The following is a 26,535-nucleotide window of genomic DNA, read 5'->3' on the forward strand; positions in this document are numbered from 1 at the left end:
TTACTTCTCACCTTTTAAAATCATTGGAAAACCAGCCACACAAAACACAACTTTATCTGCAATTTGTCCTAACGCTTGATGTAGTCTTCCTGCTTCATCGACAAAACGGCGACTAATTTCGCCGAGTGGCACAACACCAAGCCCTGTTTCATTACTTACTAAAATAATTTCTGACTCAAGTGTAGGTAAAACTTTTAATAGTTGCTCACACTCAAATTGTTGAACACTTTGATCTTCTAAAAGTAACAAATTGGTTAACCAAAGAGTTAAACAATCTACCAAAATAATTTGATTAGGTTGATCAATTTTTTTCAGAGCATTTGCTAAAAATAATGGTTCTTCAATTAAGGACCAATGTGCAGGACGCTGATTTTGATGATGTGCAATTCGACTTTGCATTTCTGGATCAAGCGCTTGCGCTGTCGCCACATAAATCACAGGTAATTGTGTAGATATTGCCGTTTGTTCAGCGAGTCGACTTTTGCCAGAGCGGGCACCGCCCAAAATCAGTTGCAACATGAATCACCTAAAAACAAATGCTGATACGAAAACAGCTTACCTTGTAAAGTTTGAGCTTCATAAAAACCAAACGTTAAATGCTCAACTTTCAGTTCAAATTCAGCGTTTTTGTATTCTACAGGTAATTGAGAAATTTTTTGCAAAATCAAATCACTACTACAGATGTTTTTATATAAGCCTAAGGTGATATGGGGATAGTAATCTAAAGCAGCAATTTCATTAGAAACTATGCCTAATTTTTGACGTATGTGAGATAAAACATTATCGGTATCTTGGATTTCTACAAATAAAGCACTACTAAAACTATCAACTGAACCAATTTTTAATCGAAATGGTGAAATATTTTCTTTTTTTAAAATTTCTCTTTGTTCTGAGAAATCATGGAAACTAAAGTCATCACTATAAACACTAGGTTCATGGGTTAAAAATCCACATATAAATAATGTGACATGATATTGACGGTTATTCGGTTCTAATAAAAATTCTGAAAAATGTGTACGTAAGACATCTAGATAATCAGCTAATTTCTGATCAATAATCTCTAGATACCACAAAGCATAATTTTGACGTCCTAGGTGCCATTCCGGATAATCCCGTATAGTCGTTGGCACCATGAACGTCGTAGGTTTTAGCAGCACAGTTTTAATTCAAAGTCACTTAAGTTTTGTATTAAAACATGTTTGCCTTTCAATTGTAGAGTGTTAAATCATTAAATGCCTTCAGACATATTGTGTAGCTGTCATTCTGGCTTTGTTAGTTTTCATATCCACAAGCTGTTGGTCTTGTTCAGAAAACAAATATTGAATGTGTTGGACCAAATCAACTTCAAGCTGCCTTTTCTGAGTCATATTCAGATCTAATTTTAGAATTTGTTGCTGTAAATGCTGAATAGCAGCATTATCATCAATTTCTAAAAATTGAATCGCATAGGCATAACCTAGAGCAGTACCTTTTAATAAATTTTTATAAGGTAAATCATGACCTATATTCATTTCAATTGATGCCATGACACGTTCATTATGGTTGAGTTTGCGTAATGGATCTCGAGCTACTCGTTGGCACGGATCTTTAAATGCATATTCACATGAGTCTAGAAAACTTTGAGCCATTCGGTTCAGATCTTTTGCATAGTTAGGCAATACAATTGCAAGCCCCTGTTTTACTTCTGTAATTAAGTTTTCTGCAAATGCTTTTACTGAATGATCACCCATAGCAATCCCAATAGATTCATAACCCATTAGTGATGCATACCAAGCAAGCATCGCATGCACGCCGTTCCATAGGCGGTTTTTAATAAGTTGAATATCTGTAATTTGTTCAACCAATACAACCTGACGTAGCTTTTCAAGTAAAGGACTGCCTTTTTCAACATAAATTGGCATATCCGTTTCACTATGGAATAAGATTAAATCCATACTTTGTAAGATATGACCAGGTTGGAAATTACGACGCATATTTTCAACATAAACCGAGGCGTTGTTTTGCTGATCTGGAGTCAGTTTATTGCAGTCTTCAATTTCAATTTGATCTTCTTGTTCAAAATCTTCTAAATGCTGTTCAAGGAAATTATGCTTAATACGAAGTTGACGATATAAATTCTGATTAGAAAGTTTTGAAACCATTCGGTTTACTACAGTGTCGCAAAAGTAATGCTCTTTTAAAATATGCTCAGTCACGTCCTCATCATTCGTTAACTCTAAAAGAGCTTCGCGAAGATGCTTCATCACTAAATATTTAGCACCCACTTTATTTAAAATAATTAAAAAAGTTAGCGGTTCTATACATGTTTCAAGTGGCGAGTTAAAACGGGCGTATAGTCCTTTGGCTATCATTTTTGATTCAGCTTCAATCGCTTGCTCTGGCAAACAAAGTGCAATCAAACTTGAATGAATATACATCTCTAACATTTGTTGCTCATTGTCAGAGTCAACAATCGTCATATTCTCAATACGTTCATCATAAGAAAATTGTCCATAGCGAATACTATAGGTTCCAAACGCATTTACGGCCTCGCGAAAAAGACTATTACGAGTTGAAGCAATTATTTTTCTAGGTTTTGTATATCCATCCCAATGTGACAATATTTGAGCTATATATCCCCCACCAATAGCACCGAAGCCATGTATTCCAACCGTAAGTTGATTCAGACTCTGTGGAAAAGGTTCTTGTATTTCCGGCATATCCATAATAGGAATGAACTGGTCAAGATCGCTTAAAAAGTCATACATCTGATCATAATAAAAATCTGCTTTTTCGAGCATTTCATCATTTGGTTCTTTAATATCTTTTAATAAAATCGTTAGACCTTCAGATGTGTAAGCTGAGGTTAGACCATTTTCAGAATCTTCAAACATTAAACATTGCTTAGTGTTTAAATTAAGTTGGCTTGCTGCTTTTAAAAATATTTCGGGATGAGGTTTTCCCTGTTCCACTTCATCACCACAAGTAATCACATCAAAGAACTTATAAACGTTGGCATTTATTAAATATTCTTCGGCAATTGCTCTACGACTTGAAGTGGCTACGGCCATTCTTAAACCAGATTTTCTTAAACGTTCAAGAACTTGAACTAACCCCTTTTTAATAGGCACGCCGTGTTTACGAATATGCTCAAGCTCCATCTCATCAGCTCTTTTTCTTATTTCTTTATACGGAACATCTACCCCATATAAACGTTGTGCTAGTTTTTCTGCTGTTGTCGCACTTAAACCCAAACATTGCATTAAATATTCGTGTGAAAACTCCTGCCCAATCAGCTCTTGAGATGCTTGTTGCAATGTCTGAAACCGTAAGCGCTCAGTATCAAACATTGTCCCATCCATATCAAAGATAGCTCCATGAACAGATTTTCCATGAAAAATAAGCACGTTTTTACCTCTTTTTTTGATCATGTTTTATTCAGGGTATACAAAAAATTGATTAAAAGGCAGGATGATAATAAATGAAACATTACTGGTTATTTTTTAATCAAAAATATAAGTAATCTGTTACTGAGAGAACTTAAAAACTCTAAAAGGTTGAATAATGAAAATAATTCTGAAACCGAGTTCTAATGCAAAGATAGCAAGCTATCCTTGCTTGCTATCTTTACTTGTTCTTTTTATTGCGCTGATCATGTTTATTTTTCTTAGGTCCATTTACTGCTAAACAAACCTGCATTGTTTTTATTATGTCTTGCAGGTCTACCAATACCAGAAATTTATCTAACTCTTGTTATCTTCTGGTAGAACCAAACCCAACACAATAATGATAATCATTTTCATTTAATAAGTCAATTTATATTGCCCTTATTTTAATCAATCAAGGATATCTACAAATTGCGCCGTCAATATTTGCGCCAGATCATTCGGATTTAGACCAATATCTAGCCCTCTTTTTCCCCCACTTACATAAATTTTATTAAAGTTTTGAGCGGATGCATCAATGACCGTTTTTAATCGTTTCTTTTGGCCTAAAGGACTAATCCCTCCTACTAAATATCCTGTTAAACGTTCGGCATCTTTAGGATTAGCCATTTGTAGTTTTTTACAGCCAACCGCCGTAGCCACCTTTTTTAAATTGAGCTGATGATTAACAGGTATAATTGCGACAAAATAATTTTTTTCATCAGTTACAAGTAACGTTTTAAACACCTCATTTACATCAAGGTTTAATTTTTCTGCGGCTTCTAAACCAAAACTTTTGGCGTTTGCATCATGTTCATATTCATGAATAGAAAACTCGATTTTATTACTTTTTAACAGTCTACATGCAGGTGTCATAGGATTTTAGAATTTAATGAAATGATATTGATTATATTTATTTTAGTGAAAAGTTTAAAATTTGCTTAGGCTATTTACATCATTTACATGAAAAATCAAACAGACACTGAACAAAAAACAATCTGAACTTGATATTGAGTGGATGACTCCAATATATTTAATTGAGATTTAAAGTCTGAACTGGCAAATTTATGAGTTACAAACACAATAATCTGATGGCAATGCGTCACCGTTTTTGGGATGAATCTTCAGATCATGTATTAAATGAAAAGCAATTTTTACAGCAGACCTTAATCGAACAAGGCATTTTTAATAATGCCACTTTTGAGGATGTTAAGTATTTTTTCTATACACTACCGAGCATCATTATTGTAAAGGCCCATGCACTTGGTTTTATGCATGATTCTGTCAAGCAAATGGTTATTCAACATATTCAAGCTAATCGTATCCACTTAATGCAAAAAGCTGAATTAAAAATTCAGTTTAAAATGTAAGTTAATGATTAATATTTAATGGCTTTTTAATCTAGTTCCTCTTTCTGTAGAAATTGTATTTTAATTTTTATTATGTTGCTTAGGCTATTTTAGAAAATTAAGATATAAAATGATACTTTCAACTCACCATTCAGTCTGAGGGAACTATTTTAATACGTTCAAAACATGTAATATTCGTTACAATTTTAGATCACCAGCGTTTGGCTGCATGATGCGCATAGGATTCTATTTTCATGTCAAATCAGAACGATAAGCTTAAGAGTTTAAAAACTTCTTCCATGGATCGACGCTTATCAATCGCGAAAGCTTCTTTACTGGCAGGAACACGTTGGGCTACTGCAAGTGCCTCTACCCTTTTTTCTAGTGAAGAAGAAAAAGAGAAGAAGCGTAAAAAGGCAATGAGCGAACAAGCTAATTATCTTGTTTCTGAAATTGGCAAACTTAAAGGTTCTATTGTTAAGATTGGCCAAATGATGGCTCTTTATGGTGAACATTTTTTACCAGAAGAAATTACTCAGGCGTTAAATACCTTAAACAACCAAACGGTTGCTTTAGACTGGCCTGCGATTAAGCCACATTTACAAGAACAACTTGGTTCTAAGTTAAACGATTTAACCATTGATCATGAACCTATTGGTACAGCGTCTCTTGCACAAGTTCATCGCGCAATCCGCAAATCAGATGGATTAGAGTTAGTTTTAAAAATTCAATACCCTGGTGTAGCGAGTGCAATTGACTCAGACATGAGTCTATTTAAAAACATGCTTAAGCTTACACGTATGGTTCCTCAGACACGTGAGTTTGATCAGTGGTTTGATGAAGTACGTGAAATGATGCATCGTGAAGTCAATTATGATGTAGAAGCAGCAACCACTCGCCGCTTTGGTGAGCGCTTAAAAGATGATGAGCGCTATATTGTCCCTACAATTGTAGATGATTACTGCACAGATCAAGTCTTATGTATGACGTTTGAACGCGGCGTACCTATTAATAGTCCTGTTATGCTTTCTCTTCCACAAGAACGCCGTAATCAACTTGGTGAAGCGTCATTAGAGATTGCTGTTCGTGAGATTTTTGAGTGGGGTGAAATGCAAACTGACCCTAACTTTGGTAACTACCTAGTTCGTTTAGGTAATGGCCAAGATGTTCAAGATAAAATCGTACTATTAGACTTCGGCGCGATCCGTCAGTTCGATGAACACTTACTCTCAGTTGCACGCAATCTCATACAAGCGGGTTATCAGCATGATAAACATGCGATGGTCCAAGCAATGACTGGATATGAGTTTTTCGATGCGATGCCTGAAAGTATTAAACCCGGCATGGCCGATGTCTTTTTACTTGCGACCGAAGCATTCAGTACCCCTGCAAATAATCCAGATATGCCAGCGGGCCTGATGGATGAACATGAACGTTATGACTGGAAAAAAAGCCAGTTACATAGCCGCGTTATGCAACAAGCAAGTAAATCAATGGCGTCGCGCTATTTCTCAGTTCCTCCAAAAGAATTTATGTTTATTAGCCGTAAGTTTATTGGTGCATATACATTCATGACTGTTATTGATGCCAAAACAAATGTACGTCGTATGATTCGTAACTTTGCTTAATTTATCAAGACTAGAATGGCTCCATGTCATTCTAGTCAATCCACATAAAATGATTATTTTTAACAATTAATTTTTATTTATAAAATCAAATACATAAAATCAAGTCTATTTTACTCTTACCATTTATCTACTCATTTTTTGACTGTCAGTAACGACATAGTTTTTTCTTATATAGCGTGTCAGCATAAAACAATAACAATGTGTTAGGACACCATAATCATGACAAATATGATCAATAAAGCCCAAGGGTTGGGTTTATCGCTGATCACAAAACTAGCTGGAAGCGATGTACTTGATCAACTCAAACTACGTAAATTTCTTGAAAAGTCTCTTTATCAAGGTTCAAAAGCTGGCTTTAGAGCATTAAGCCAAACTCAGAAAGCATTTAAACCAAAACAAATTTCACAACAACGCCTACCTCAACAGAAGAAAAACCTATTTGATTTAAGCCTGACTGAAGAACAACAAATGACTTCTGAAGCAATGTCTCAATTTGCTCAAGAAGTTTTACTAGGATTAGCTCATGATGCTGATCAGGCAGCTCAATTTCCAGAAAGTCTTTGGCAATATGTTGAAGATTTAGGGCTAAATTATTACGCCCTACCGGAAGCACTAGGTGGTGTTGCTGCTGAACAAAATATTGTAAGTAACTTATTGATTGCTGAAAAACTAGCTGAAGGTGATTTTAGTCTTACAGCGGGATTACTCAGTACATTTAGCGTTATTAATGCAATCACACGTTGGGGTTCGACCGAGGTTCAGTCAATGTATCTGCCTTGCTTTGCTGAAGACTCAAACATTACAGCAACCTTTGCAGTACAAGAGGCAACTCCAGCATTTAACCCTTATTTTTTAAAAACAAAAGCTTCTCTTGAAAATGATCAATATTTTATAGATGGTGAAAAAACCTTAGTCATTTTAGGTGATCTGGCTGATGTGTTCTTGGTGAGTGCTGACTTTAATGGCAAGCCAGATGTATTTGTAGTGCAAGTGGGTGACACTATTTCCATTAAGAACACTCCAGCAATGGGCCTCAAAGCAACAGAGACAGCTACTTTAAAATTCAGCCATACACCCGCTCTACGACTAGGTGCAACAGATTTTGATTACACCGCCTTTTTAGATTTAGGCAACTTAATGTGGTGTGCAATGGCTGTAGGAACCTGTGAAGCTGTAAAAGCCTACTGTATTAAATATGCCAATGAGCGAACTGCTTTCGGAGAACCAATTTCACATCGTCAAAGTGTCGCATTCATGATTGCAGATATGGCAATTGAAATTGATGCTATGCGTATGCTGATTCTAAATGCCGCAAGTCTTGCCGAAGCAGGTCAACCTTTCCATCGTGAAGCATATTTAGCTCGACTTCTTTGCGCAGAAAAATCCATGAAAATAGGAACAGATGGCGTACAAATTCTGGGGGGTCATGGTTTCACAAAAGAGCACCCAGTTGAACGTTGGTATCGTGATTTACGTGCAACCGCAATTTTACATTCTGGCTTACATGCTTAAGATCGATCAAAGGATATTTTCATGAATTTACAAAATCCAAAAAAATTCAAAATGATGATTGATCAGGCACATGATGTTGCGATCAATGTATTACGCCCTATTTCCCGAAAATACGATAAAGCAGAACATGCTTATCCAAAAGAGCTCGATATGCTCGCTTCACTCATTGATGGCATGAATGAAGGTGGTGAAGGAATTAATGCAGGTGCAGCTGGTGCAGGTAAACGTGGTGAAACTGATAATGAAGGTGTCCGTAATGGCACCAACATGTCAACAGCGCTAGGCATTATTGAAATGTGTTATGGCGATACGGGTTTATTGCTCAGCATGCCACGTCAAGGTTTAGGGAATTCTGCAATTGCTGCAGTTGCAAATGATGAGCAACTAGAACGTTTTAAAGGTACTTGGGCTGCTATGGCCATTACTGAACCCGGCTGTGGTTCAGACTCTGCTGCTATCCGCACTACAGCAACTAAAGATGGCAATGACTATATTTTAAATGGCGAAAAGATTTTCGTAACCTCTGGTGAACGTGCAGACTCTGTGGTCGTCTGGGCTACCCTCGACCGAAAACTTGGTCGTGCAGCAATCAAGTCATTTGTCGTACCTAAAGGCACACCTGGAATGAAGGTGGAGCGCCTTGAACATAAATTGGGAATTAAAGCTTCTGATACGGCAGTTATTAGTTTTACTGACTGCCGTGTGCCAGCTGAAAATCTTTTAGGTAATGCCGAGGTGGACGTCGCTAAAGGTTTCGCAGGTGTAATGGAAACTTTTGATAATACACGCCCGTTAGTCGCTGCTATGGCCATTGGCTGTGCTAAAGCTTCATTAGAACGTATTAAAGAAATTTTTAAAGATCAGTTGGACTCAAATTACTCAACGCCATATTTGCAAACATCCAATCTTGCGGCACAAATTTACCGTATGGAGGCCGAATGGGAAGCAGCACGGTTACTCATGTTGAAAGCAACATGGATGGCTGACAACAAGAAACCAAACTCAAAAGAAGCTTCCATCGCCAAGGCAAAAGCAGGCCGTGTAGGTAATGAAATTACTTTGAAGTGTGTCGAGTTAGCAGCAAGTGTTGGCTATAACGAAGATGAATTACTTGAGAAATGGGCACGTGATTCAAAAATTCTTGATATTTTTGAAGGAACTCAACAAATTCAGCAGCTTATTATTGCTCGACGTGAGCTTGGTAAATCGTCAAGCGAATTAAGATAAGAGCATTGCAAGGAAGTTAAAACTTCCTTACTGCTTAGTACTACTCTATCTACAAAATAAAAACCCTCTAATCATATGATTAGAGGGTTAGGTATTTCAGGTATATATTTTTTATTTATTTAACTGGCGTAACTTCTAATGACTTATCAACTACACCGAATTTTTTAAAGATTTTTGCACGACGTTTTGGTGAAATATTTGCTTTATTTAAATCACCTTTGTAGTGATCAAATACACGCTTGTCCATCATTTTAAACCACAGTGAAGGAATTAATGCTGGTAGCAACATACTTGCATAACCACTTGGTAACTCAGGTGCTTCATCAAAATGACGCAGTGCTTGGAATGGACGAGTTGGATAAGCATGATGGTCTGAGTGACGCTGTAACTGATATAAGAACAAGTTTGTCACTACGTTGTTATTATTCCAGCTATGCTCTGGCATTGTACGCTCATATTGGCCGTTTTCTTTTTTCTGGCGTAGCAAACCATAATGCTCAATATAGTTAATAATTTCAAAAAGACTAATACCGTAAAATGCTTGCGTCGCTAAATACGGAATCGTACCTTTACCAAAAAGTCCAATCATCGAACTATGAAAAGCAGCAGTCATACCCCAGCCTTGCAGTAATTCATTATCGAGTGACCAAAACTCTTTACCTTTACGTTTTAATCGGTTTTTCTCAATTTCAATTGCTGACTTGAAAGAACCAATAACTGTACGCGGCCAGAATTCATAGAATGTTTCCCCCATACGTGAAGAAGCAGGGTCTTCAGGCGTTGCCGCACGCTTATGATGGCCATATGGATGCTCAATACGGAAATGGTTGTAACCTGTAGGCACCAAAGCAAGATGAGATAAAATATGGTCAATACGATCATGCTTATGGCTTAGTTCATGAGCAGTATTAATCGCAATACCATTAATTGCACCCATAGAAATACCAAGTAAAATTTTATCTATAAAAGAAGTAGTTTTACGGCTTGTTAAATAACATGCATAAACGTTTGCTGCATATTGTAATGGGATAAAGCTCTTCACCAAACGTGAATAATACGGATCTTTTTCAAGAAGCTTAATTTCTTCGTCAGTTGGATTACGTGCATCTTTACCAATAATCGTATCAATTGCAGGAATCACAACGTGTAATAAAAGTGGGCCACCCAAAGCAAATACTTTCTTTAATGGGCGTGGACCAAAATGGTAACCAGCTAAAATACCTAAACCAATTACAGGTAGAGCCGGACTAATCATCCATAAATAGCGCTTACGATCTATTTCACGCATAGACGCTGGCACTGGCATAAGTTCTTGCTGAACATTTACTGGTGCATTCATAGTCATATTTCCTTTTTCTATATATCTATATAGTTAAAGAAATACCATTTGCTTAACAGTTGTAACCGTCCAAAAAACCTATTTCAAAGTCTTTGGCATTTTCTTCCACTTTTTTGTCCTAAAAACACATGTTGATCTATTCTTACAGCTCACTATAATTTTATTAAAATAATGATTGATCACGTAAACATGGATGCACTAAGTAAATTTTTTGATGATATCCACTTAAATAAGTCAGAATATATCTATATCAAAGCACAAAATGAATGGGCTTTTAAAACACAAGATCAATCTGCTTTACTTGCTTATATTGTTTTAACCGGTTCTGTATATATTCAAATAAATGCTTCAGAAAAAATAACAGCAAGTGCTGGAGATATTATTTTAATTCCCTCTGGAAAAGCTCACCATGCTACAGACTCAAAAGCGACTGTAAGTAAACTTGTAGATCCTGTCGATATTACTTCGTTATTTAACGGACATCGACAAGACCCGATTGAGCTCGGTTCAGCAGCATCTAAAAATACATTACTGCTGTGTTTACGCTGTCAAGTTGATACGCATATGGCAGGACCACTTATTAATGCATTACCACCTATCATGCATATTCAACGAGAGAACCAAACCACTCCTCCTGAATGGTTGCAAATAGGACTTTATTTTTTAGCAGTCGAAACACAAAAAATTCAACCTGGGCATGACAAGATTATCGATCATTTAGTGAGTATTCTTTTAATTGAATGTATTCGTGATCATATTCAACAAATGTCAGATCAGCAAAACTGGTTAGGTGCCTTAACTCACCCTGAGTTGAGTAATGCTCTATCAGCAATTCATAGTCAACCTGAAGCAAGCTGGACTGTCGAATCATTAGCTGAACAATGTTGCATGTCACGATCTAAGTTTGCCAATCTTTTTAATAGTATTATTGGTGAACCTCCTCTTACATATTTACAGCATTATCGCTTTCGTTTAGCGAGCCAATATCTGCGTACAAGTAATTTATCAATTCAACAAATTTCAAATAAAGTCGGTTATTCTTCAGAAACAGCGTTTAGTCAGGCATTTAAAAGAGTATTTGATTTATCGCCTAAACAATATAGACAAAACTATATTGGAGTAGTCTAGATCAGTAATAAAAAAAGCGCCGAAGCGCTTTTTTTTATTACATAAGTTTTATTTGATTTTAGCGTGTGACTTTAAGTATTCGCTGTAATCTTCAAGTATTTGCTGCCCACGAGACTGGCGATAAAGCTGCTGTAATTGCTTTAACTGGTCAGCTGGCATAGCATTTACCGCAGCTGAATTTACATTAGAAACTGCAACAACGACTAACTCATTTGGTAAGTTCGCTGTTGTAACAGACCACATACCTGGTTTTGGCGTAGGAACACTAAATGCTGCACGCTCAATTGCACGTTTCAAACCTTGTGAACGAGTAAAGACACCAGCAGATTCAAAAGGTACATTATTTTTTGCAACAACCTGTTCAGCTGGCTGAGTTTTGAATTCAGTCAACATTGTAGCAATTTTTGCTTGAGCCGCTTTACGTGCTTTTTCATCAATTACTTTAGCTTTCGCTTCATTCATCGCTTGAGCAATTGGTTTAACACCAGCTGCATGATAGTCACGTACTTTAATCCAGACTGTATCGCCATTCGCTAATTGAATATTTGATGAAGCATTACGATCACCATTTTTCACATCATCGTTAAACAATTTAATTTTTACGTTTGGATCACTTAATTGCGGATTTTGAGTAGCTAAAGTTACACCATTTAAAGATTCAATTTTTGTACCTTTGACTTGTTGTACAACTGCATCTAAAGAATCATTACCAACAATCGTTTCATTCAAACTATTAACGGTATCTGAATAAACAGTAGCGACTTTATTCTTTTCAACTTCTGCAGTTAAGCGTGCCTTCTCAGCATCAAATGAAGGAATTTGAGTCGCTGGGGTTTCTGCTTCAATAATATGGTAACCATATTGTGTTTTTACTGGCTGTGAAACTTGACCATTTTTCAAACTTAAAACAGTTTTATCAAATGCATCAGAGAAAATACCAGGTGCATATGCCTCAACTAAGCCGCCTTTCGCTTTCGAAGTTGGATCTTCTGAAAACTGGGCTGCTGCTTGAGCAAATGAAAGACCACCTTGGATTTTTGCGTATACATCTTTAGCAAGCTTTTGGGCTGCTGCATCATCACGACCATCAGTCGTAATAAGAATATGTTTAACAACACGTTTAGCATCTTTTTGCTGAGTTTCTACAAACTTCGCATAGGCTTGCTTAAGCTCAGCATCCGTTGCTGGTGCAGGCTTAGCCATTAAAGATGGAGATAAAACAACATAATCCACATCAACTGAAGCAGGCTGTTTAAACTCATTTTGATGTTTGTTGTAATAGTCAGTAGCTTCTTGATTCGATGCAGTTAAGCCAGTTTTATAACTGTCCAACTTGATACTAGCCAAATGTAATGTACGTTGTTCTGTTTGCAAATTCGCAATTTGCATTAAATCAACTTTACTTACTAAAGAATAATCTGAGAAAGTTGAAGTCAACATTTTTAAAGCGTGATCTTGACGCAAGCTCGCAATTAAAGCTTGGCTTGTCATACCAATCGAGCGCAAATAATTTTCATATAATTTTTGTGAAAACTGGCCATTTTCTTGCAAACTTGGCTGTTGAGCCAACATTTGCTCGATTTGAGCATCACTTAAAGAGATACCGAGTTTTTCAGCTTGCTGAATGAGTAAATTACGAGATACCAATATATCAAGTGCTTTCGCTTGAATTACCGGTAAATTAAGTAAACTTTCATCACCCTTTACAGCAGCTAAATATTGTTCTTTATACCTTTGCGTTAAAGTTTCAAGGTCTTTTTTTGATATGTCCTGTCCATTGACAGTTTTTGCGACATCTGCCTTGTTTCCCCTATTAAAATATCCATTAATACCTACAAGCGCTAAAGGGGTCAAAAACAAAATTAAAAGGACTTTGCCTAGCCAACCCTTAATGACTGTACGAAAAGATTCCATAAGTATTCCAATATTTTATTTCGAGGAGAATTTTAACTGAAAAACCACAATGAATGAATGAGCAATATTGGTCAATTCAGATTTTTAATAAAAAACGCGCCTATATTGGCGCGTTTAATCATCTTAAAAGATTAAGCAACTGAATCTTTAAGACCTTTACCAGCTTTAAAGCTAGGTACTTTTGTTGCTTTAATTTGAAGCTCTTCACCAGTTTTAGGGTTACGGCCAGTACGTGCAGCACGTTCTTTAACACTGAAAGTACCGAAACCAACTAAAGTTACTGTGTCACCTTTTTTTAGTGCTTCAGTAATTGACGCAATTGTCGCATCGAGTGCCTTGCCTGCATCAGTCTTAGATACTCCCCCTTTTTCAGCAATTGCATCGATTAATTCTGATTTATTCATGAATAAAACATCCTCTTAATATCGTTTGTTTAAGGTCCAAGGCTATAGTTTAAAAGGCCATGACGCCTTTATAGCAATGCTTTGGGGGAAAACGCAATACTAGAGCAGAGCTTTTAGCAAAAATAAATGCTAAAAAACTGTTATATATTTGCTAAATCCCTACATTTTTTTACTTTTCATTCAATTTTGCCTTCAATTTTTGATTTTCTTCAATTAAAGCATCAACCTTTATATGCAATTGAACCAAGAGTTGTTCTATGTGCTGTAAGTCCTTAGGAGTAACTAAGCCAATTCTATTTAAAGAATGATTCACACTGGTATCTAAGATTTTTTCAACTTTGTCTTTGGTGTCAGAAACAGACTCTTTGGCTTTTTCGGTTACTTTACCAACAGTTGTATCTGCTAAATCACCTGTTTTGGATTCAAGCTCTTCACCTACTTTGACTAGCGAGTCAAATAGTTTATTACCTTCTTCTTCAGCACGAGAAAAAGCACCTAGACCTGCTAACCAGATCTGTTTAGTATACTTTCTAAAATCTAATGCAGACTTCCTAGAACTTTTTGATTTTAATTTATTTTTTTCTCCTTGCTCTTCTACTTGTGTTTCTATATTTGCATTATCCATTGATCTAAGCTCCTGATCGGATGAGACAGACGAAGTCTTATTTAACCACAAAATATTCTTATAATATCAAAGTCAAGACTTGATACATTTATGAAACTGTTCTACAAAACAATCATGTCATGTAAATATATTTAACAGGACATTATGCTAAGTTTGAGATAGGATGTCTCATTCCCTCAATTAATCTCTAATATTTAAGGATAAACTTTTATGAGTGAAACGCAACAAAGACAAAAACATCCACGTCTGTTGCTGAATATTGTTCTAATTATTTTAGAAACTTTTTTCTCATTTATTCTCACCCACGATGGTGTTCTTCGCTTGCAAGCGAAAAAATTTATCGCTAATAAAATCACAATCCGCATTAATAGCTATTTGCCATTTTTCGACTTCTATGTGCAATTTACTGAGAAAGGCTTGCTATTTGATATTCACTCATATGACCGTCGTATTGATTTAGAAATAAATAGTACACTTATCGATCTTATCAAAATTTTCGCTTTCTCAAATCAACGTAGTTTAAACAACATGCGAATTGATGGAGATTCAGAAACTAAAAAAGAACTCATCGATTTAATTTCACATCTCACATTACCTAAACTTCTAGCGGACTGGAAACAATGGTTCAACACGCCAGATGACGAAGCTGAGACACTTGCTTCACGTAAAAGAATTGCCCCATTACTTGAAAAAATCGATCAACAACGTTCAGAGATCAATTCATTAAATGTAGAAATTAAACAATATCAGAATCGAATTGCACGTTTAAAGCAGCGCCAACGCAATATTAACTTGTGCTTTGGTATAATTAGCCTAATATTTATTGCTTATTTGATATATAATTTATGGGCAGCATAACTCATTTTTTTCTATCTTGATCCTACACTTGAATTAAAAATAAAAAAACTTGACTATTTTAGTCGGGATTCATAAAATCCTATTATCTAGTCTTAACATGTGTATCGAATCATGCGCCTTACAACTCGCGGTCGCTACGCAGTGACTGCTCTACTTGATTTAGCTTTGCAGCCAACTGAACAAACGATCACGCTCGCCGAAATTGCCGCACGTCAATCTATTTCAGTTGCTTACTTAGAGCAGTTATTCGCTAAACTTAAGCGTCATGGGTTAGTTTCTAGTGTTCGCGGTGCAAATGGTGGTTACCATTTGGCTCGAAACGCTGATGAAATTACTGTGTTAGAAATCATTGAAGCCGTAAATGAAACTGTTGATGCAACGCGTTGCGACCATAAAGGTAACTGCCAAAATGGTGCAATGTGTCTGACTCACGATTTATGGCAAGAACTCTCTCATCATATTGCCGACTATTTAGCCAAAATCACTCTTGCCGACCTCATTAGCCGAGACAACGTTCAAACTGTTGCACTACGCCAAAATGTGACTGGCATAGATTCAGCTCTTTTATCGGGTACAGGTATTTGATATGAAACGTCCAATTTATCTTGATTACGCAGCAACCACTCCAGTAGATCCGCAAGTTGCAGAACGTATGATGGAGTGTTTAACTTTCGACGGTACCTTTGGTAATGCTGCATCTCGTTCCCACGCTTATGGCTGGCAAGCAGAAGAAAAAGTTGAATATGCACGTGAGCAAGTCGCAAATTTAATTAAAGCTGACCCACGTGAAATCGTTTGGACTTCTGGTGCAACCGAATCAGATAACCTTGCTCTTAAAGGTGTAGCTCAATTCTACGCTTCTAAAGGCAAACATATCATTACAAGTAAGATTGAACACAAAGCTGTTCTAGATCCTTGTCGTGAATTAGAAGAACAAGGTTTTGAAATTACTTACCTAGAGCCACAGCCACAAACAGGTTTAATTACTCCTGAGATGGTGAAGGCTGCCCTTCGCCCAGATACCATTCTTGTTTCTCTTATGATGGTAAACAATGAAATTGGTACAGTTACAGATGTAGCGGCGATTGGTGAATTAACACGTGCCAATAAAACATTTTTCCATGTAGATGCAGCACAAGCAGCTGGTAAAGTTGATATCGACTTATCTACTATGAAAATTGATCTTATGAGTTTCTCTGCTCATAAAATTTATGGTCCAAAAGGCATTGGTGCATTATATGTACGTCGTAGCCCACGTGTTCGCTTAAAAGCACAAATTCATGGTGGTGGTCATGAGCGCGGTATGCGTTCTGGTACTTTGGCTACTCACCAAATCGTAGGTATGGGTGAGGCTTTTGAAATCGCAGGCAAAACCATGCATGCAGAACAAGAGCGTCTTCGTAAACTTCGTGACAAACTTTGGAACGGTTTACAAGGTCTTGAACAAGTGTTCTTAAATGGTCATCCAACTCAAAACGTTGCAAACTATTTAAATGTCAGCTTTAACTTTGTTGAAGGTGAATCTTTAATGATGTCGCTTAAAGATGCTGCCGTATCAAGTGGTTCAGCTTGTACTTCTGCAACTTTAGAGCCTTCATATGTTCTTCGCGCATTAGGTTTATCTGATGAGCTTGCACACAGCTCGATTCGCTTTAGTTTTGGTAAATACACGACTGAAGAAGACATTGACCACGTGCTTACAATTACCAAAGCCGCTGTTGAGAAATTACGTGAACTTTCTCCGCTTTGGGATATGTACAAAGAAGGTATCGATCTTTCTACAGTTGAATGGGCAGAACACTAATTATTGAAATTAGTGTTTTAACCCTCATATTAATATTAGGCTGACCCCGAGGTTTGGAGAAGCGAAATGGCTTATAGCGAAAAGGTAATTGATCATTACGAAAATCCACGTAATGTTGGTGTTTTAGACAAAAACTCTGAAAATGTTGGTACAGGTATGGTGGGTGCACCTGCATGTGGCGACGTGATGCGTTTACAGATCCAAGTAAATGACAGTGGCGTAATCGAAGAAGCACGCTTTAAAACTTACGGTTGTGGTTCTGCAATCGCATCAAGTTCTCTTGTAACTGAATGGTTAAAAGGCAAAACTCTTGATGAAGCTCAAGCAATCAAAAATATTGATATTGCGACTGAGTTAGCTCTTCCGCCAGTAAAAGTTCACTGCTCTGTTTTAGCTGAAGATGCGATTAAAGCTGCGATTGAAGATTATCGTAGTAAAAAGTCAAAAGCTTAATTTGTTACCATTATAAACGTTGGAGTTTTCATGATTCATTTAACTGAAAATGCTGCGACTCATATTAGCAATTACCTTAAAAACCGAGGTAAGGGTGAAGGCATTCGCGTTGGTGTGAAAACTTCTGGTTGTTCTGGGTTGGCTTATGTTCTCGAGTTTGTAGATGAAATCGATGAACATGATCAAACTTTCGAACAGTTCGGCGTTAAGGTTTTTGTAGATCCGAAAAGCCTAGTTTATTTAGAAGGCTTAGAAATGGACTATGTTAAAAATGGCCTTAATGAAGGGTTCGAATTTAACAATCCTAATAAAAAGGGTGAATGTGGTTGTGGTGAATCTTTCACTGTTTAACCCTCTCCTTTCCTTTTCTCATTAAAACAGTGTCTATCAAGCACTGTTTTAATGTATTTAATTAACGCGGATCCCATTTCTAATGAATCATTTTGAGTTGTTCAATTTACCTGTGGCACTCGATATCGATTTGGCAAGCTTAAAATCAAATTTCTTGAGTTTGCAGCAACAATATCATCCAGATAAAGCCTCAGATAAAGATCAAGCATTGATCAAATCAAGTGAAATCAATCAAGCTTTTAAAACACTATCACAAGTAGATAGTCGTGCTGCTTATCTTTTAGCTCTTAAGAAGCAAGATCATCATCTTGATCAATCTATTAGTGATTTTGAATTTCTACAATCTGCTTTAGAACTTCGTGAACAACTTGACGAAGCGACAACAACTGAACATTTACGTACTTTAAAGCTAGAAGTACAACAATGGATTGATGGCCTGGTTCGTGAATTCAAAATTGATTACAGCGAAGAAGATTGGGCTGAAGCACGTGATACCGTACGTAAGTTACGTTTCTTTCAACGTGTTTTGAACGATATTGATAAAGCAGAAGATCAACTGTTAGATGAAGAAGACAGCTTTGATTTAGACGATGATTTTTAATTTTGCTTTTTCTACTTTATTTTCAAGGGATTTAACTCATGGCACTTTTGCAAATTGCTGAACCGGGTCAATCCAGTGCCCCACACCAACATCGCATTGCGATTGGTATTGACCTAGGAACAACACACTCACTAGTTGCGACAGTGTTATCAGGCAAACCTAAAGTACTCAATGATGTTCAAAATAGAAGATTACTTCCTTCTATCGTTCATTATGGGGACAATACAACTCATTATGGCGAAGAAGCTAAACAATTTATCATTGCAGATCCAAAAAATACGATTGTATCTGTTAAACGATTTATGGGTCGCTCAAAAGCAGATATTAAGTTTCAGCATCCATATGAATTAGTAGGCTCAGAAAACGAGATGCCTGCTTTTGAAACTCGTGCTGGACGTAAAACACCTGTAGAAATTTCAGCTGAAATTTTAAAACAATTAAAAGATCGTGCTGAAGACAGTCTACAAAATCCTGTTAATGGTGCTGTGATTACAGTTCCTGCTTACTTTGATGAAGCTCAACGCCAAGCAACTCGTGATGCTGCTCAACTTGCTGGTTTAAATGTATTACGTTTATTAAATGAACCTACAGCTGCCGCAGTTGCTTATGGATTGGATCAAGAAAGTAACTTAGAGACCGACCATAACTATGTAATTTACGATTTGGGCGGTGGTACTTTTGATGTATCAATCTTGCGTTTTTCACAAGGCGTATTTGAAGTCCTAGCGACTGGTGGTCACACAGCTCTGGGTGGTGATGACTTAGACCGTCTAATTGTGAAATGGGCAAAAAAACAGCTTAATATTGATGTATTAAGTAACGAAGACTATGCCGTATTTATAGTTGCAGCGCGTCAAGCTAAAGAACAATTATCTACTCAAGATTCAGTTGAATTAAAGCTGATTGATACAACTCTTACACTAGATCGCCCTACATTTGAAAGCATTATTCAAGTGGCTCTAGATAAAACCATTAGTGTTTGTAAGCGTGTACTACGTGATGCCAAGCTTGAGTTAACTGACATTCAAAATGTAGTTTTAGTGGGTGGTTCTACCCGCTCTTATGCAGTTCAAAAAGCAGTCCGTGACGTTTTTAATCAAGAGCCTCTTTGCACAATCAACCCGGATGAAGTTGTGGCTATTGGTGCTTCAATTACAGCAAATCAGTTAATCGGCAATAGTCAAGATGGTTCACTTCTTTTAGATGTGACTCCTCTTTCTCTTGGGCTAGAAACAATGGGTGGTTTAGTTGAACGCCTAATTTCTCGCAATACCGCTATTCCTGTAGCCCGTCGTCAAGAGTTTACAACTTATCAAGACGGCCAAACTGCCATGTTAATTCATGTAGTTCAGGGTGAGCGTGATTTAGTTGAACATTGCCGCTCATTAGGCAGATTTGTGCTTCATGGTATTCCACCAATGACAGCAGGCCAAGCTCGTATTGAAGTCACTTTCCAAGTTGATGCAGATGGCTTACTCACTGTTTCTGCTCGTGAAACAACTTCTGGTGTACAAGCCTATATTGATATCAAACCATCTTATGGTTTATCTGAAGCAGATACGGAACGCTTATTAATTGAAGGTTTTCAACATGCCGAAGAAGACAAAAATCTTCGTCACTTAAAGGAAACCAAAGTTGAAGCAGAACGTGAACTTGAGGCTCTAGAGCAAGCATTAAAAGTAGATGCAGATTTACTTGATGAAAACCAGCGTGAAGCTCTTAACTCTGCAAAAGAATCCTTGAAAGCTCAGCTTGAAGGCAGTGATATCCAAGCGATTGAGCAAGCAGTTCAACAGCTTAAAGTACATAGTGATGCGTTTGCAGCACTACGAATGAATCGACATATTGACCATGCCTTAAAAGGCACAAAACTCGACGATTGGTCAAAATCAAACTAAAAGGTATAGGTGATCAATATGCCACGTATTAAAGTACTTCCTCATGCTCAGATTTGTCCCGAGGGCGCAGAATTTGAGGTTGAACAAAATGCAAATCTTTGCCAGAGTCTGCTCAACAAAGGTATCAAAATCGAACACGCTTGTGACATGTCATGCGCATGTACAACTTGCCATGTCATTGTTCGCAAAGGTTTTGATAGCTTAGAAGAAATGAATGATGTTGAAGCCGATCTTTTAGACCGTGCTTGGGGCTTAGAGCCAGACTCTCGTCTTTCATGCCAAGTTAAAATCGTAGATGAAGATCTTGAAATCGAGATTCCGAAATACACAATTAACCATGCATCAGAAAATCATTAAAATATAATAATAAAAAAAGCTGCTTCGGCAGCTTTTTTTATTATTGGAATTTATATTTGGTTTTGCTTTTGATCAATATTTATCTGCTTAACTTCGTCTTCAAGTTTAAGCTGAGCAACACCTTGAGTATTAATTAAAGTTTGTTGAACTTTAATGCGTTGAATCATTTTTTCAAGCACTTCAACCAATTCTGGATATTCGTAGTTCTGTACTTCTTCTAAGTTCAGGACTAAATGAAAACCTTTATATTCATAATCAAACCATTGCTGATGATCTGACTTGTTCCCTGTATATTTTTCCATGACTTGCCATGTTTTTACTGCACCTTGAATACCTTTTAAATAAATAGGTGTTTTAGGTGCACATAGAAAATCACTTTTAATAAGTTGATAAGTATCATCAGAAATGAGTATCTCATCGATTTCAGCAGCATATTGTAAACGTGCCGCCAAATTTACATCACGACCTACAATCGTATAAGCCATACGGTGTGTTGCCCCGTAGTTCCCAACGTGGCAATAACCCGTACTAATACCCATACGGATATGTAATGCCGAATATCCCATTTTCTTCCAACGTTCGCGCAACAACTTCATTTGCTGACGCATAGCAATTGCCATTTCTACACATGATTTGGCATCTTGCTCAACACCTTGTGAATTCGGATCTCCAAAAAATATGAGAATCGCATCTCCCATAAATTTATCAACAGTCGCCTCGTATTGCTTCGCAATTTCAGTCATATGACTTAAATAGTCATTAAGCAAGAAAGCCAAATCATCTGGAATTAAGGTTTCGGATAACTCAGTAAAACCCTGAATATCAGAAAAGAATACTGTCATTTTCTTACGTTTATATTCAATTTTTGCCTCAGCCTCACCGCGCATAATAGATTGCCATAGCTGTAATGGCGCATAGCGGCTTAACTGATTAGCAAAAGCGATATAACGTGTCATTTGATCATAATAATGCTGACGTTGCTGACTAATTTTTTTGACCCAGCGATGTTGGTAGTAATTTCCAATGGTTATAAACATAACCAGACCAAGCAAAGTAATTACTGTAAGTTCTTGGCTAGTAGCTTCAAAATATGGATGGAAACCGAATAGGAAAAAAGTACTTAAATAAAAAATAATCGCACCAAGTAAGCTCGTTAAGCAAATCACTGCAAACGAAATACGACTATTAATAGCTGAGTAAAATAAAGCAAAAACTGCAATAAATGTTGGAACGAGATTAAGGTGTACTCCCGCAAGAGTAACTGCCACCACAATCGTGTCTATCGCAAAGAAAACACTTTTTTGTGTTTTCTTATCAAATTGATACTGTAACCAATGTTCTAATTTAGAACTGATAAAAAGTAAAAAAAGGAAAAAAGGAGGAATATAGATTTGATAATTAGTATTTGGTGAGGTGAAAGCATAGATCACTAAAATCAATGACAGAATTGAATACCCCATCAAACGATGAAAATATGCAAACTGTTTAGGTTCTCGATCTATAAACCTCTCTAATTGCACCCTATCCTCCACATTTCAATGTAGCCACACTGAGATGTGGCATTACATTGATTTAATCCATGCGCCAATCAAAAGGCATATCACCTTGACCACGTAAAGCAAGCATAAGGGTCTGACGCATGTGAGCTAAAACATCACTTGTGTATGGCACCGCTGGTGTACCCCACACTGGTTTAGGCCAAGCTACGTCATTTTGATAGCGGACAACATGGTGGAAATGTAATTGAGGTACCATATTACCTAGAGCTGCAACATTCATTTTGTCAGCACGAAAAACACGAGCTAACTGGCTAGATAACCAGCTTGATTCACGTAAAAACTGTTCTTGGTCAGCTTGGCTCAATTCGTATAATTCCGTGATTCCTGGTACACGTGGTACTAAAATCAACCAAGGAAATTGCATATCATTCATTAAACGACATGTTGAAAGCGGAAAATCGCCTACAAAAAAAGTATCTTGAGCAAGTTGTGGATGCAAACTAAACATATCTTTTATAAATGACAATAAACAATAATGGCTAATACTATCACATCAGTTTTGATGTGAATATTATTAGTAGCCTGTTTGCTTACAAATAATAATGATTTTATGCACTTATTCATATCTCAAGGTATAAATAGTGCATAACTTTCAATTGTAGCAATACAAATGTCTTACTCAGTTATCGTTTATAAAAAAACATATCTCAGACATGTAGTTCACTCATCAATTTTTGTAGTAGATCATTGATAAATTGAATCCGTTTTTCATACTCTTCGAGCTGAACCATTACCTTTAAACGTTGACCACCTTCCATACGATAATAGGTCGGATTCTTTTGCATCAATTGAATAATACTAATCGCCTGAACTGGGGTATCTGGTGAAAATTCAACATGTCCGCCCTGAGTATTAATATCAATTTTTGTAATACCTAAATGTTCTGCTTTTAAGCGAATCTGATGCACACTAAACAAGTGTTTAACCGACTGTGGAGGAACACCAAAACGGTCTATCAGTTCCATTCGAATATTATCTAATTTTTCCTGAGTATCGGTACTACTAATACGCTTATAGAATAATAATCTTTGATGAACATCGCCTAAGTAATCATCAGGGATAAGCGCAGGAATATGTAAATTAATTTCAGCAGTTAACGACAATGGTGCATCAAAATTCGGCGTTTTACCTTGTTGAATTGCTTTGGTCGCTTTCTCAAGCATTTCCATATACAAGCTATATCCTATCGCTTGCATTGAACCACTTTGTTGCTCACCCAATAACTCACCAGCACCACGAATTTCTAAATCTTCAGTAGCAAGCATGAAACCTGCACCCAATGTAGAAGCGCGTTGAATTGCATCAAGGCGTTTTTCAGCATCACCTTTCAAATGTTTGATTGAAGGTACTAATAGATAAGCATAAGCCTGATGATGTGAACGACCTACGCGGCCACGTAGTTGGTGTAATTGCGCTAAACCAAGCTTATCTGCACGTTCAATTATGATTGTATTGGCATTTGGAACATCAATACCCGTTTCAATAATGGTTGAACACACCAGTACATTATATTCTTTGTGATAGAACTGTTGCATGACTTGCTCAAGCTCACGTTCACGCATTTGTCCATGTGCCACAGCTACGCGTGCTTCAGGTACAAGAACACGGATATTTTCAGCGGCTCTTTCAATGGTATCTACTTCATTATGCAAGAAGTAAACTTGTCCACCACGTAATAACTCACGTAAAACTGCTTCTTTAATCGAGGCATCTGTATGCTCTTGTACGAAGGTTTTCACTGCTAAACGACGTGCAGGCGGAGTTGCAATAATTGACAAATCACGCATACCAGAGAAAGCCATATTAAGCGTACGAGGAATTGGTGTTGCTGTAAGAGTCAACATATCAACATCGGCACGTAAAGCTTTAATTCGCTCTTTATCACGTACACCAAAGCGATGTTCTTCGTCTACAACCATTAGGCCTAAATCTTTAAACTGAACATTTTCTTGCAATAGCTTATGTGTACCTACCACAATGTCGACTTTACCATCAGCCAAGTCTTCAATATTTTTCACATGAGTTTTGTTTGAGCCAAATCGTGACAACACTTCAATACGAACGGGCCAATCAGCAAAACGATCTTTAAAAGACTCATAATGCTGTTGAGCAAGCAAAGTAGTAGGAACTAAAACAGCAACCTGTTTGCCATTTTGCACTGCGACGAATGCTGCACGCATGGCTACTTCTGTTTTGCCAAAACCCACATCGCCACAAACCAATCTGTCCATTGGTTTTGCTTGTTGCATATCATAAAGAGTCGCCTCAATTGCATTGGCTTGATCAAGCGTTTCTTCATACGCAAATCCGCTTGCAAATTGCATATAAAGCGACTGATCTAATTCAAAAGCAAAGCCAGGTTTTGATTGACGACGTGCCTGTATATGTAAAAGTTCGGCTGCAACATCATGAATTTGTTCTAAAGCCTTACGTTTTGCCTTACTCCAAGCATCTGTACCAATTTTATGTAATGGTGCTAAATCTGGATCACCACCACTATAACGGCTAATCAGATGCAAGTTTGTTACTGGGACATAAACTTTAGCATCTTCAGCATAATCGAGTTGCAAGAACTCATAGTCTTGCCCTTCAATAGCAAGTGTAATTAAGCCAGCATAACGCCCCACGCCATGATCAATATGCACAACAGGAGCACCAATACTAAGCTCAGTTAAGCTTCGAATCAGAAACTCTTCCGAAACTTCCTGTTGTCGCTTACGACGACGCTGTACAACTCGGTGTTCGTAAAGCTGATTTTCTGAAATAACTGTTAATTGATCAGTTATAAGTAAGCCACGGTCTAAAGGTGCATTGGTAATCGCAATTGCAAATTGACTGGTTTTGAATTGGTCAAAATTTTCTACATTCGGAATTTCCCCCAAACTTGAACGCAATGCATCTTTTAAACTTTCTCGACGTCCTGCACTTTCCGCAACTAATAGAACAGGATGGTTTGCTTCATCAATATATTTTTTTACAGCTGTAAATGGTTTTTCTTTTTTTGGGTCGACCGGTAATTTAGGTGGTTTCTCAGTTTTAAGGTTAAGTGCACCAGCTTTTTCTTCAATCGTTTCCGCACTCACAAGCATTCGTGGAAACTGATTTAAAGCACTTAGCAAATTATTTGCAGAAATAAATAACTCTTCAGGAGCAAGAATAGGTTGATCAATATTATGGCGTCGATCTTCATAACGACGCATAACTTCTTTCCAGAAGTTAGTTAAATCGGTATCAACATCATTGGTTGTAATTACAATACAATTCTTTGGCAAGTACGTTGTAAACATACTTTGCGATTGCATTTGTTCTTTATCAAAAAACAAAGGTAAATAAAACTCAATTCCTGGAGATGCGATGCCATCTAAGACATCTTGATAAATTGGATTTTTCTTAGGGTTTGCTGTCGGAAAAAACTCAGAATAACGATCTCTAAAAACTGACCGTGCTTCTTTTAATGGAAATTCCTTAGCAGGTAAAACTGTAAAACTTTTTAGCGTTGTAGTTGTTCTTTGGGTTTCGGGGTCAAAGAATTTTAAAGAATCAATTTCATCATCAAATAGGTCTATGCGGATAGGAGCTTCTTGCCCAGATGCAAAAATATCCATAATACTGCCGCGTACCGCAAATTCGCCATGATCATATACTGTGTCTACTAAGTGGTAGCCAGCCTGAACCAATCTTAATTTTTGCTGTTCTAAATCAAATTTTTGTCCCACTTTTATGTCAAAGTGCTTACCTAAAACCCATGAATAAGGTGCAACACGTTGAGCCAAAGTACTTGCTGAAATGAGTAATACGCCTTGCTGCGGCATATTCGATAAAATCGCAAGACGTTCCGAGACAATATCCTGATGCGGTGATAAACGATCATAAGGCAAAATTTCCCAATCAGGGAAAATTGTCGGTTTTATTCCATAAAACTCAAGTTCACTTTCTAATTGTGCAACATTTTGGTTATTTCGAGCGACTAAAACTAATAAAGAAGAATGCTGAGTCGCAATTTCTTTAAGCAATAAAGCGGCTGATGAACCTAATAATGACCCCACCCAACGCTTTTCACCGGCCTTGAGCTGTTGCAAATTCAATTGAGAGATTTCTTGTTGAAACATGTATATGGCTTTTAT

At 37.1% G+C, this 26,535-nt stretch carries 24 protein-coding genes; 13 read left to right on the forward strand and 11 right to left on the reverse strand.

Annotation, left to right across the window (positions count from 1 at the left end; genetic code table 11):
• The 4 genes from cobU to ybaK form a co-directional block, all read right to left on the reverse strand.
• Positions 1 to 519, reverse strand: coding sequence for a bifunctional adenosylcobinamide kinase/adenosylcobinamide-phosphate guanylyltransferase (gene cobU, locus AC056_RS14260; protein ID WP_077163987.1), 519 nt, complete (start codon positions 517 to 519; stop codon positions 1 to 3).
• Positions 507 to 1,133: a 2'-5' RNA ligase family protein gene (locus AC056_RS14265; protein ID WP_077163988.1), complete on the reverse strand. Its 627-nt coding sequence runs from the start codon at positions 1,131 to 1,133 to the stop codon at positions 507 to 509. The genes cobU and AC056_RS14265 overlap by 13 nt, the downstream gene beginning before the upstream one ends.
• Positions 1,134 to 1,238: 105 nt before the next feature.
• Positions 1,239 to 3,386, reverse strand: a complete 2,148-nt coding sequence (mtlD, locus tag AC056_RS14270; protein WP_139344664.1) for a bifunctional mannitol-1-phosphate dehydrogenase/phosphatase — start codon at positions 3,384 to 3,386, stop codon at positions 1,239 to 1,241.
• Positions 3,387 to 3,815: 429 nt separating this feature from the next.
• Positions 3,816 to 4,280, reverse strand: a complete 465-nt coding sequence (gene ybaK / locus AC056_RS14275) for a Cys-tRNA(Pro) deacylase (RefSeq protein WP_077163990.1) — start codon at positions 4,278 to 4,280, stop codon at positions 3,816 to 3,818.
• A 191-nt stretch (positions 4,281 to 4,471) separates the two neighbouring features.
• On the opposite strand from ybaK, the gene AC056_RS14280 reads away from it, so the two are divergent.
• The 4 genes from AC056_RS14280 to AC056_RS14295 all read left to right on the forward strand — a co-directional run bounded on the left by AC056_RS14280 (position 4,472) and on the right by AC056_RS14295 (position 9,120).
• Complete coding sequence (locus AC056_RS14280) at positions 4,472 to 4,774, forward strand: hypothetical protein (protein ID WP_039251345.1); 303 nt, start codon at positions 4,472 to 4,474, stop codon at positions 4,772 to 4,774.
• 233 nt (positions 4,775 to 5,007) lie between these two features.
• Positions 5,008 to 6,381, forward strand: coding sequence for an ABC1 kinase family protein (locus AC056_RS14285; RefSeq protein WP_077163992.1), 1,374 nt, complete (start codon positions 5,008 to 5,010; stop codon positions 6,379 to 6,381).
• A gap of 228 nt (positions 6,382 to 6,609) precedes the next feature.
• Positions 6,610 to 7,893: an acyl-CoA dehydrogenase family protein gene (locus AC056_RS14290; RefSeq protein WP_171262128.1), complete on the forward strand. Its 1,284-nt coding sequence runs from the start codon at positions 6,610 to 6,612 to the stop codon at positions 7,891 to 7,893.
• A 21-nt stretch (positions 7,894 to 7,914) separates the two neighbouring features.
• Complete coding sequence (locus AC056_RS14295) at positions 7,915 to 9,120, forward strand: acyl-CoA dehydrogenase family protein (protein WP_077163994.1); 1,206 nt, start codon at positions 7,915 to 7,917, stop codon at positions 9,118 to 9,120.
• 115 nt (positions 9,121 to 9,235) lie between these two features.
• On the opposite strand, the gene AC056_RS14300 is transcribed toward AC056_RS14295, so the two are convergent.
• Positions 9,236 to 10,459, reverse strand: a complete 1,224-nt coding sequence (locus AC056_RS14300) for an alkane 1-monooxygenase (RefSeq protein WP_019459032.1) — start codon at positions 10,457 to 10,459, stop codon at positions 9,236 to 9,238.
• 189 nt (positions 10,460 to 10,648) lie between these two features.
• Between AC056_RS14300 and AC056_RS14305 the strand changes: the two genes are divergently transcribed.
• Positions 10,649 to 11,587 (forward strand): AraC family transcriptional regulator, encoded by a 939-nt coding sequence (locus AC056_RS14305; RefSeq protein WP_416224619.1) that lies wholly within the window; start codon positions 10,649 to 10,651, stop codon positions 11,585 to 11,587.
• A gap of 48 nt (positions 11,588 to 11,635) precedes the next feature.
• On the opposite strand, the gene AC056_RS14310 is transcribed toward AC056_RS14305, so the two are convergent.
• The 3 genes from AC056_RS14310 to AC056_RS14320 form a co-directional block, all read right to left on the reverse strand.
• A complete protein-coding gene (locus AC056_RS14310; RefSeq protein WP_039251351.1) occupies positions 11,636 to 13,501 on the reverse strand; it encodes a SurA N-terminal domain-containing protein in 1,866 nt (621 codons plus the stop codon).
• Positions 13,502 to 13,632: 131 nt separating this feature from the next.
• Positions 13,633 to 13,905, reverse strand: a complete 273-nt coding sequence (locus tag AC056_RS14315; RefSeq protein ID WP_001043034.1) for an HU family DNA-binding protein — start codon at positions 13,903 to 13,905, stop codon at positions 13,633 to 13,635.
• Positions 13,906 to 14,074: 169 nt separating this feature from the next.
• Entirely contained in the window at positions 14,075 to 14,530 is a 456-nt protein-coding gene (locus tag AC056_RS14320) for a phasin family protein (RefSeq protein WP_004701909.1), read from the reverse strand.
• A gap of 210 nt (positions 14,531 to 14,740) precedes the next feature.
• Between AC056_RS14320 and AC056_RS14325 the strand changes: the two genes are divergently transcribed.
• The 8 genes from AC056_RS14325 (at position 14,741) to fdx (ending at position 20,852) form a co-directional block, all read left to right on the forward strand.
• Positions 14,741 to 15,388, forward strand: a complete 648-nt coding sequence (locus tag AC056_RS14325; RefSeq protein WP_039251352.1) for a hypothetical protein — start codon at positions 14,741 to 14,743, stop codon at positions 15,386 to 15,388.
• Positions 15,389 to 15,499: 111 nt separating this feature from the next.
• Positions 15,500 to 15,973, forward strand: coding sequence for an Rrf2 family transcriptional regulator (locus AC056_RS14330; RefSeq protein WP_004701912.1), 474 nt, complete (start codon positions 15,500 to 15,502; stop codon positions 15,971 to 15,973).
• A 1-nt stretch (position 15,974) separates the two neighbouring features.
• Positions 15,975 to 17,192 carry an IscS subfamily cysteine desulfurase gene (locus tag AC056_RS14335; RefSeq protein ID WP_039251354.1) on the forward strand — a complete coding sequence of 406 codons (1,218 nt, stop codon included), beginning with the start codon at positions 15,975 to 15,977 and terminating at the stop codon, positions 17,190 to 17,192.
• 66 nt (positions 17,193 to 17,258) lie between these two features.
• The gene (gene iscU / locus AC056_RS14340) at positions 17,259 to 17,645 is read left to right on the forward strand and encodes a Fe-S cluster assembly scaffold IscU (protein ID WP_002049835.1); all 387 of its coding nucleotides are present in this window, start codon (positions 17,259 to 17,261) and stop codon (positions 17,643 to 17,645) included.
• 30 nt (positions 17,646 to 17,675) lie between these two features.
• A complete protein-coding gene (gene iscA / locus AC056_RS14345; RefSeq protein ID WP_004701917.1) occupies positions 17,676 to 17,996 on the forward strand; it encodes an iron-sulfur cluster assembly protein IscA in 321 nt (106 codons plus the stop codon).
• 82 nt (positions 17,997 to 18,078) lie between these two features.
• Entirely contained in the window at positions 18,079 to 18,597 is a 519-nt protein-coding gene (gene hscB / locus AC056_RS14350; protein WP_004701919.1) for a Fe-S protein assembly co-chaperone HscB, read from the forward strand.
• A gap of 38 nt (positions 18,598 to 18,635) precedes the next feature.
• The gene (hscA, locus tag AC056_RS14355) at positions 18,636 to 20,495 is read left to right on the forward strand and encodes a Fe-S protein assembly chaperone HscA (RefSeq protein WP_039251356.1); all 1,860 of its coding nucleotides are present in this window, start codon (positions 18,636 to 18,638) and stop codon (positions 20,493 to 20,495) included.
• Positions 20,496 to 20,513: 18 nt separating this feature from the next.
• On the forward strand, positions 20,514 to 20,852 hold the full coding sequence (fdx, locus tag AC056_RS14360) for an ISC system 2Fe-2S type ferredoxin (protein ID WP_002049779.1): 339 nt from the start codon (positions 20,514 to 20,516) through the stop codon (positions 20,850 to 20,852).
• 50 nt (positions 20,853 to 20,902) lie between these two features.
• Here fdx and AC056_RS14365 read toward each other — a convergent pair whose 3' ends face one another.
• From AC056_RS14365 to mfd, 3 genes are all read right to left on the reverse strand, one after another.
• The gene (locus AC056_RS14365; RefSeq protein WP_019459027.1) at positions 20,903 to 22,372 is read right to left on the reverse strand and encodes an adenylate/guanylate cyclase domain-containing protein; all 1,470 of its coding nucleotides are present in this window, start codon (positions 22,370 to 22,372) and stop codon (positions 20,903 to 20,905) included.
• A gap of 52 nt (positions 22,373 to 22,424) precedes the next feature.
• Positions 22,425 to 22,859 (reverse strand): HIT domain-containing protein, encoded by a 435-nt coding sequence (locus AC056_RS14370; protein ID WP_004701924.1) that lies wholly within the window; start codon positions 22,857 to 22,859, stop codon positions 22,425 to 22,427.
• A gap of 199 nt (positions 22,860 to 23,058) precedes the next feature.
• A complete protein-coding gene (gene mfd, locus AC056_RS14375) occupies positions 23,059 to 26,520 on the reverse strand; it encodes a transcription-repair coupling factor (RefSeq protein WP_077163996.1) in 3,462 nt (1,153 codons plus the stop codon).
• Between the last annotated feature and the right edge of the window lie 15 nt (positions 26,521 to 26,535).

Origin of the sequence: Acinetobacter genomosp. 33YU (assembly GCF_001990725.1) — a bacterium.
Lineage (GTDB): Bacteria > Pseudomonadota > Gammaproteobacteria > Pseudomonadales > Moraxellaceae > Acinetobacter > Acinetobacter seifertii.

Bases quoted from the DNA above. Each gene is read 5' to 3' on its own strand.
- AC056_RS14310 (WP_039251351.1), bottom strand. From the start codon at position 13,501: ATGGAATCTTTTCGTACAGTCATTAAGGGTTGGCTAGGCAAAGTCCTT.
- iscA (WP_004701917.1), top strand. From the start codon at position 17,676: ATGATTCATTTAACTGAAAATGCTGCGACTCATATTAGCAATTACCTT.
- ybaK (WP_077163990.1), bottom strand. From the start codon at position 4,280: ATGACACCTGCATGTAGACTGTTAAAAAGTAATAAAATCGAGTTTTCT.
- AC056_RS14325 (WP_039251352.1), top strand. From the start codon at position 14,741: ATGAGTGAAACGCAACAAAGACAAAAACATCCACGTCTGTTGCTGAAT.
- fdx (WP_002049779.1), top strand. From the start codon at position 20,514: ATGCCACGTATTAAAGTACTTCCTCATGCTCAGATTTGTCCCGAGGGC.
- AC056_RS14315 (WP_001043034.1), bottom strand. From the start codon at position 13,905: ATGAATAAATCAGAATTAATCGATGCAATTGCTGAAAAAGGGGGAGTA.
- iscU (WP_002049835.1), top strand. From the start codon at position 17,259: ATGGCTTATAGCGAAAAGGTAATTGATCATTACGAAAATCCACGTAAT.
- AC056_RS14330 (WP_004701912.1), top strand. From the start codon at position 15,500: ATGCGCCTTACAACTCGCGGTCGCTACGCAGTGACTGCTCTACTTGAT.
- AC056_RS14370 (WP_004701924.1), bottom strand. From the start codon at position 22,859: ATGTTTAGTTTGCATCCACAACTTGCTCAAGATACTTTTTTTGTAGGC.
- AC056_RS14300 (WP_019459032.1), bottom strand. From the start codon at position 10,459: ATGAATGCACCAGTAAATGTTCAGCAAGAACTTATGCCAGTGCCAGCG.
- AC056_RS14280 (WP_039251345.1), top strand. From the start codon at position 4,472: ATGAGTTACAAACACAATAATCTGATGGCAATGCGTCACCGTTTTTGG.
- AC056_RS14265 (WP_077163988.1), bottom strand. From the start codon at position 1,133: ATGGTGCCAACGACTATACGGGATTATCCGGAATGGCACCTAGGACGT.
- hscB (WP_004701919.1), top strand. From the start codon at position 18,079: ATGAATCATTTTGAGTTGTTCAATTTACCTGTGGCACTCGATATCGAT.
- AC056_RS14320 (WP_004701909.1), bottom strand. From the start codon at position 14,530: ATGGATAATGCAAATATAGAAACACAAGTAGAAGAGCAAGGAGAAAAA.
- AC056_RS14305 (WP_416224619.1), top strand. From the start codon at position 10,649: ATGGATGCACTAAGTAAATTTTTTGATGATATCCACTTAAATAAGTCA.
- AC056_RS14290 (WP_171262128.1), top strand. From the start codon at position 6,610: ATGATCAATAAAGCCCAAGGGTTGGGTTTATCGCTGATCACAAAACTA.
- AC056_RS14335 (WP_039251354.1), top strand. From the start codon at position 15,975: ATGAAACGTCCAATTTATCTTGATTACGCAGCAACCACTCCAGTAGAT.
- cobU (WP_077163987.1), bottom strand. From the start codon at position 519: ATGTTGCAACTGATTTTGGGCGGTGCCCGCTCTGGCAAAAGTCGACTC.
- mfd (WP_077163996.1), bottom strand. From the start codon at position 26,520: ATGTTTCAACAAGAAATCTCTCAATTGAATTTGCAACAGCTCAAGGCC.
- hscA (WP_039251356.1), top strand. From the start codon at position 18,636: ATGGCACTTTTGCAAATTGCTGAACCGGGTCAATCCAGTGCCCCACAC.
- AC056_RS14295 (WP_077163994.1), top strand. From the start codon at position 7,915: ATGAATTTACAAAATCCAAAAAAATTCAAAATGATGATTGATCAGGCA.
- AC056_RS14285 (WP_077163992.1), top strand. From the start codon at position 5,008: ATGTCAAATCAGAACGATAAGCTTAAGAGTTTAAAAACTTCTTCCATG.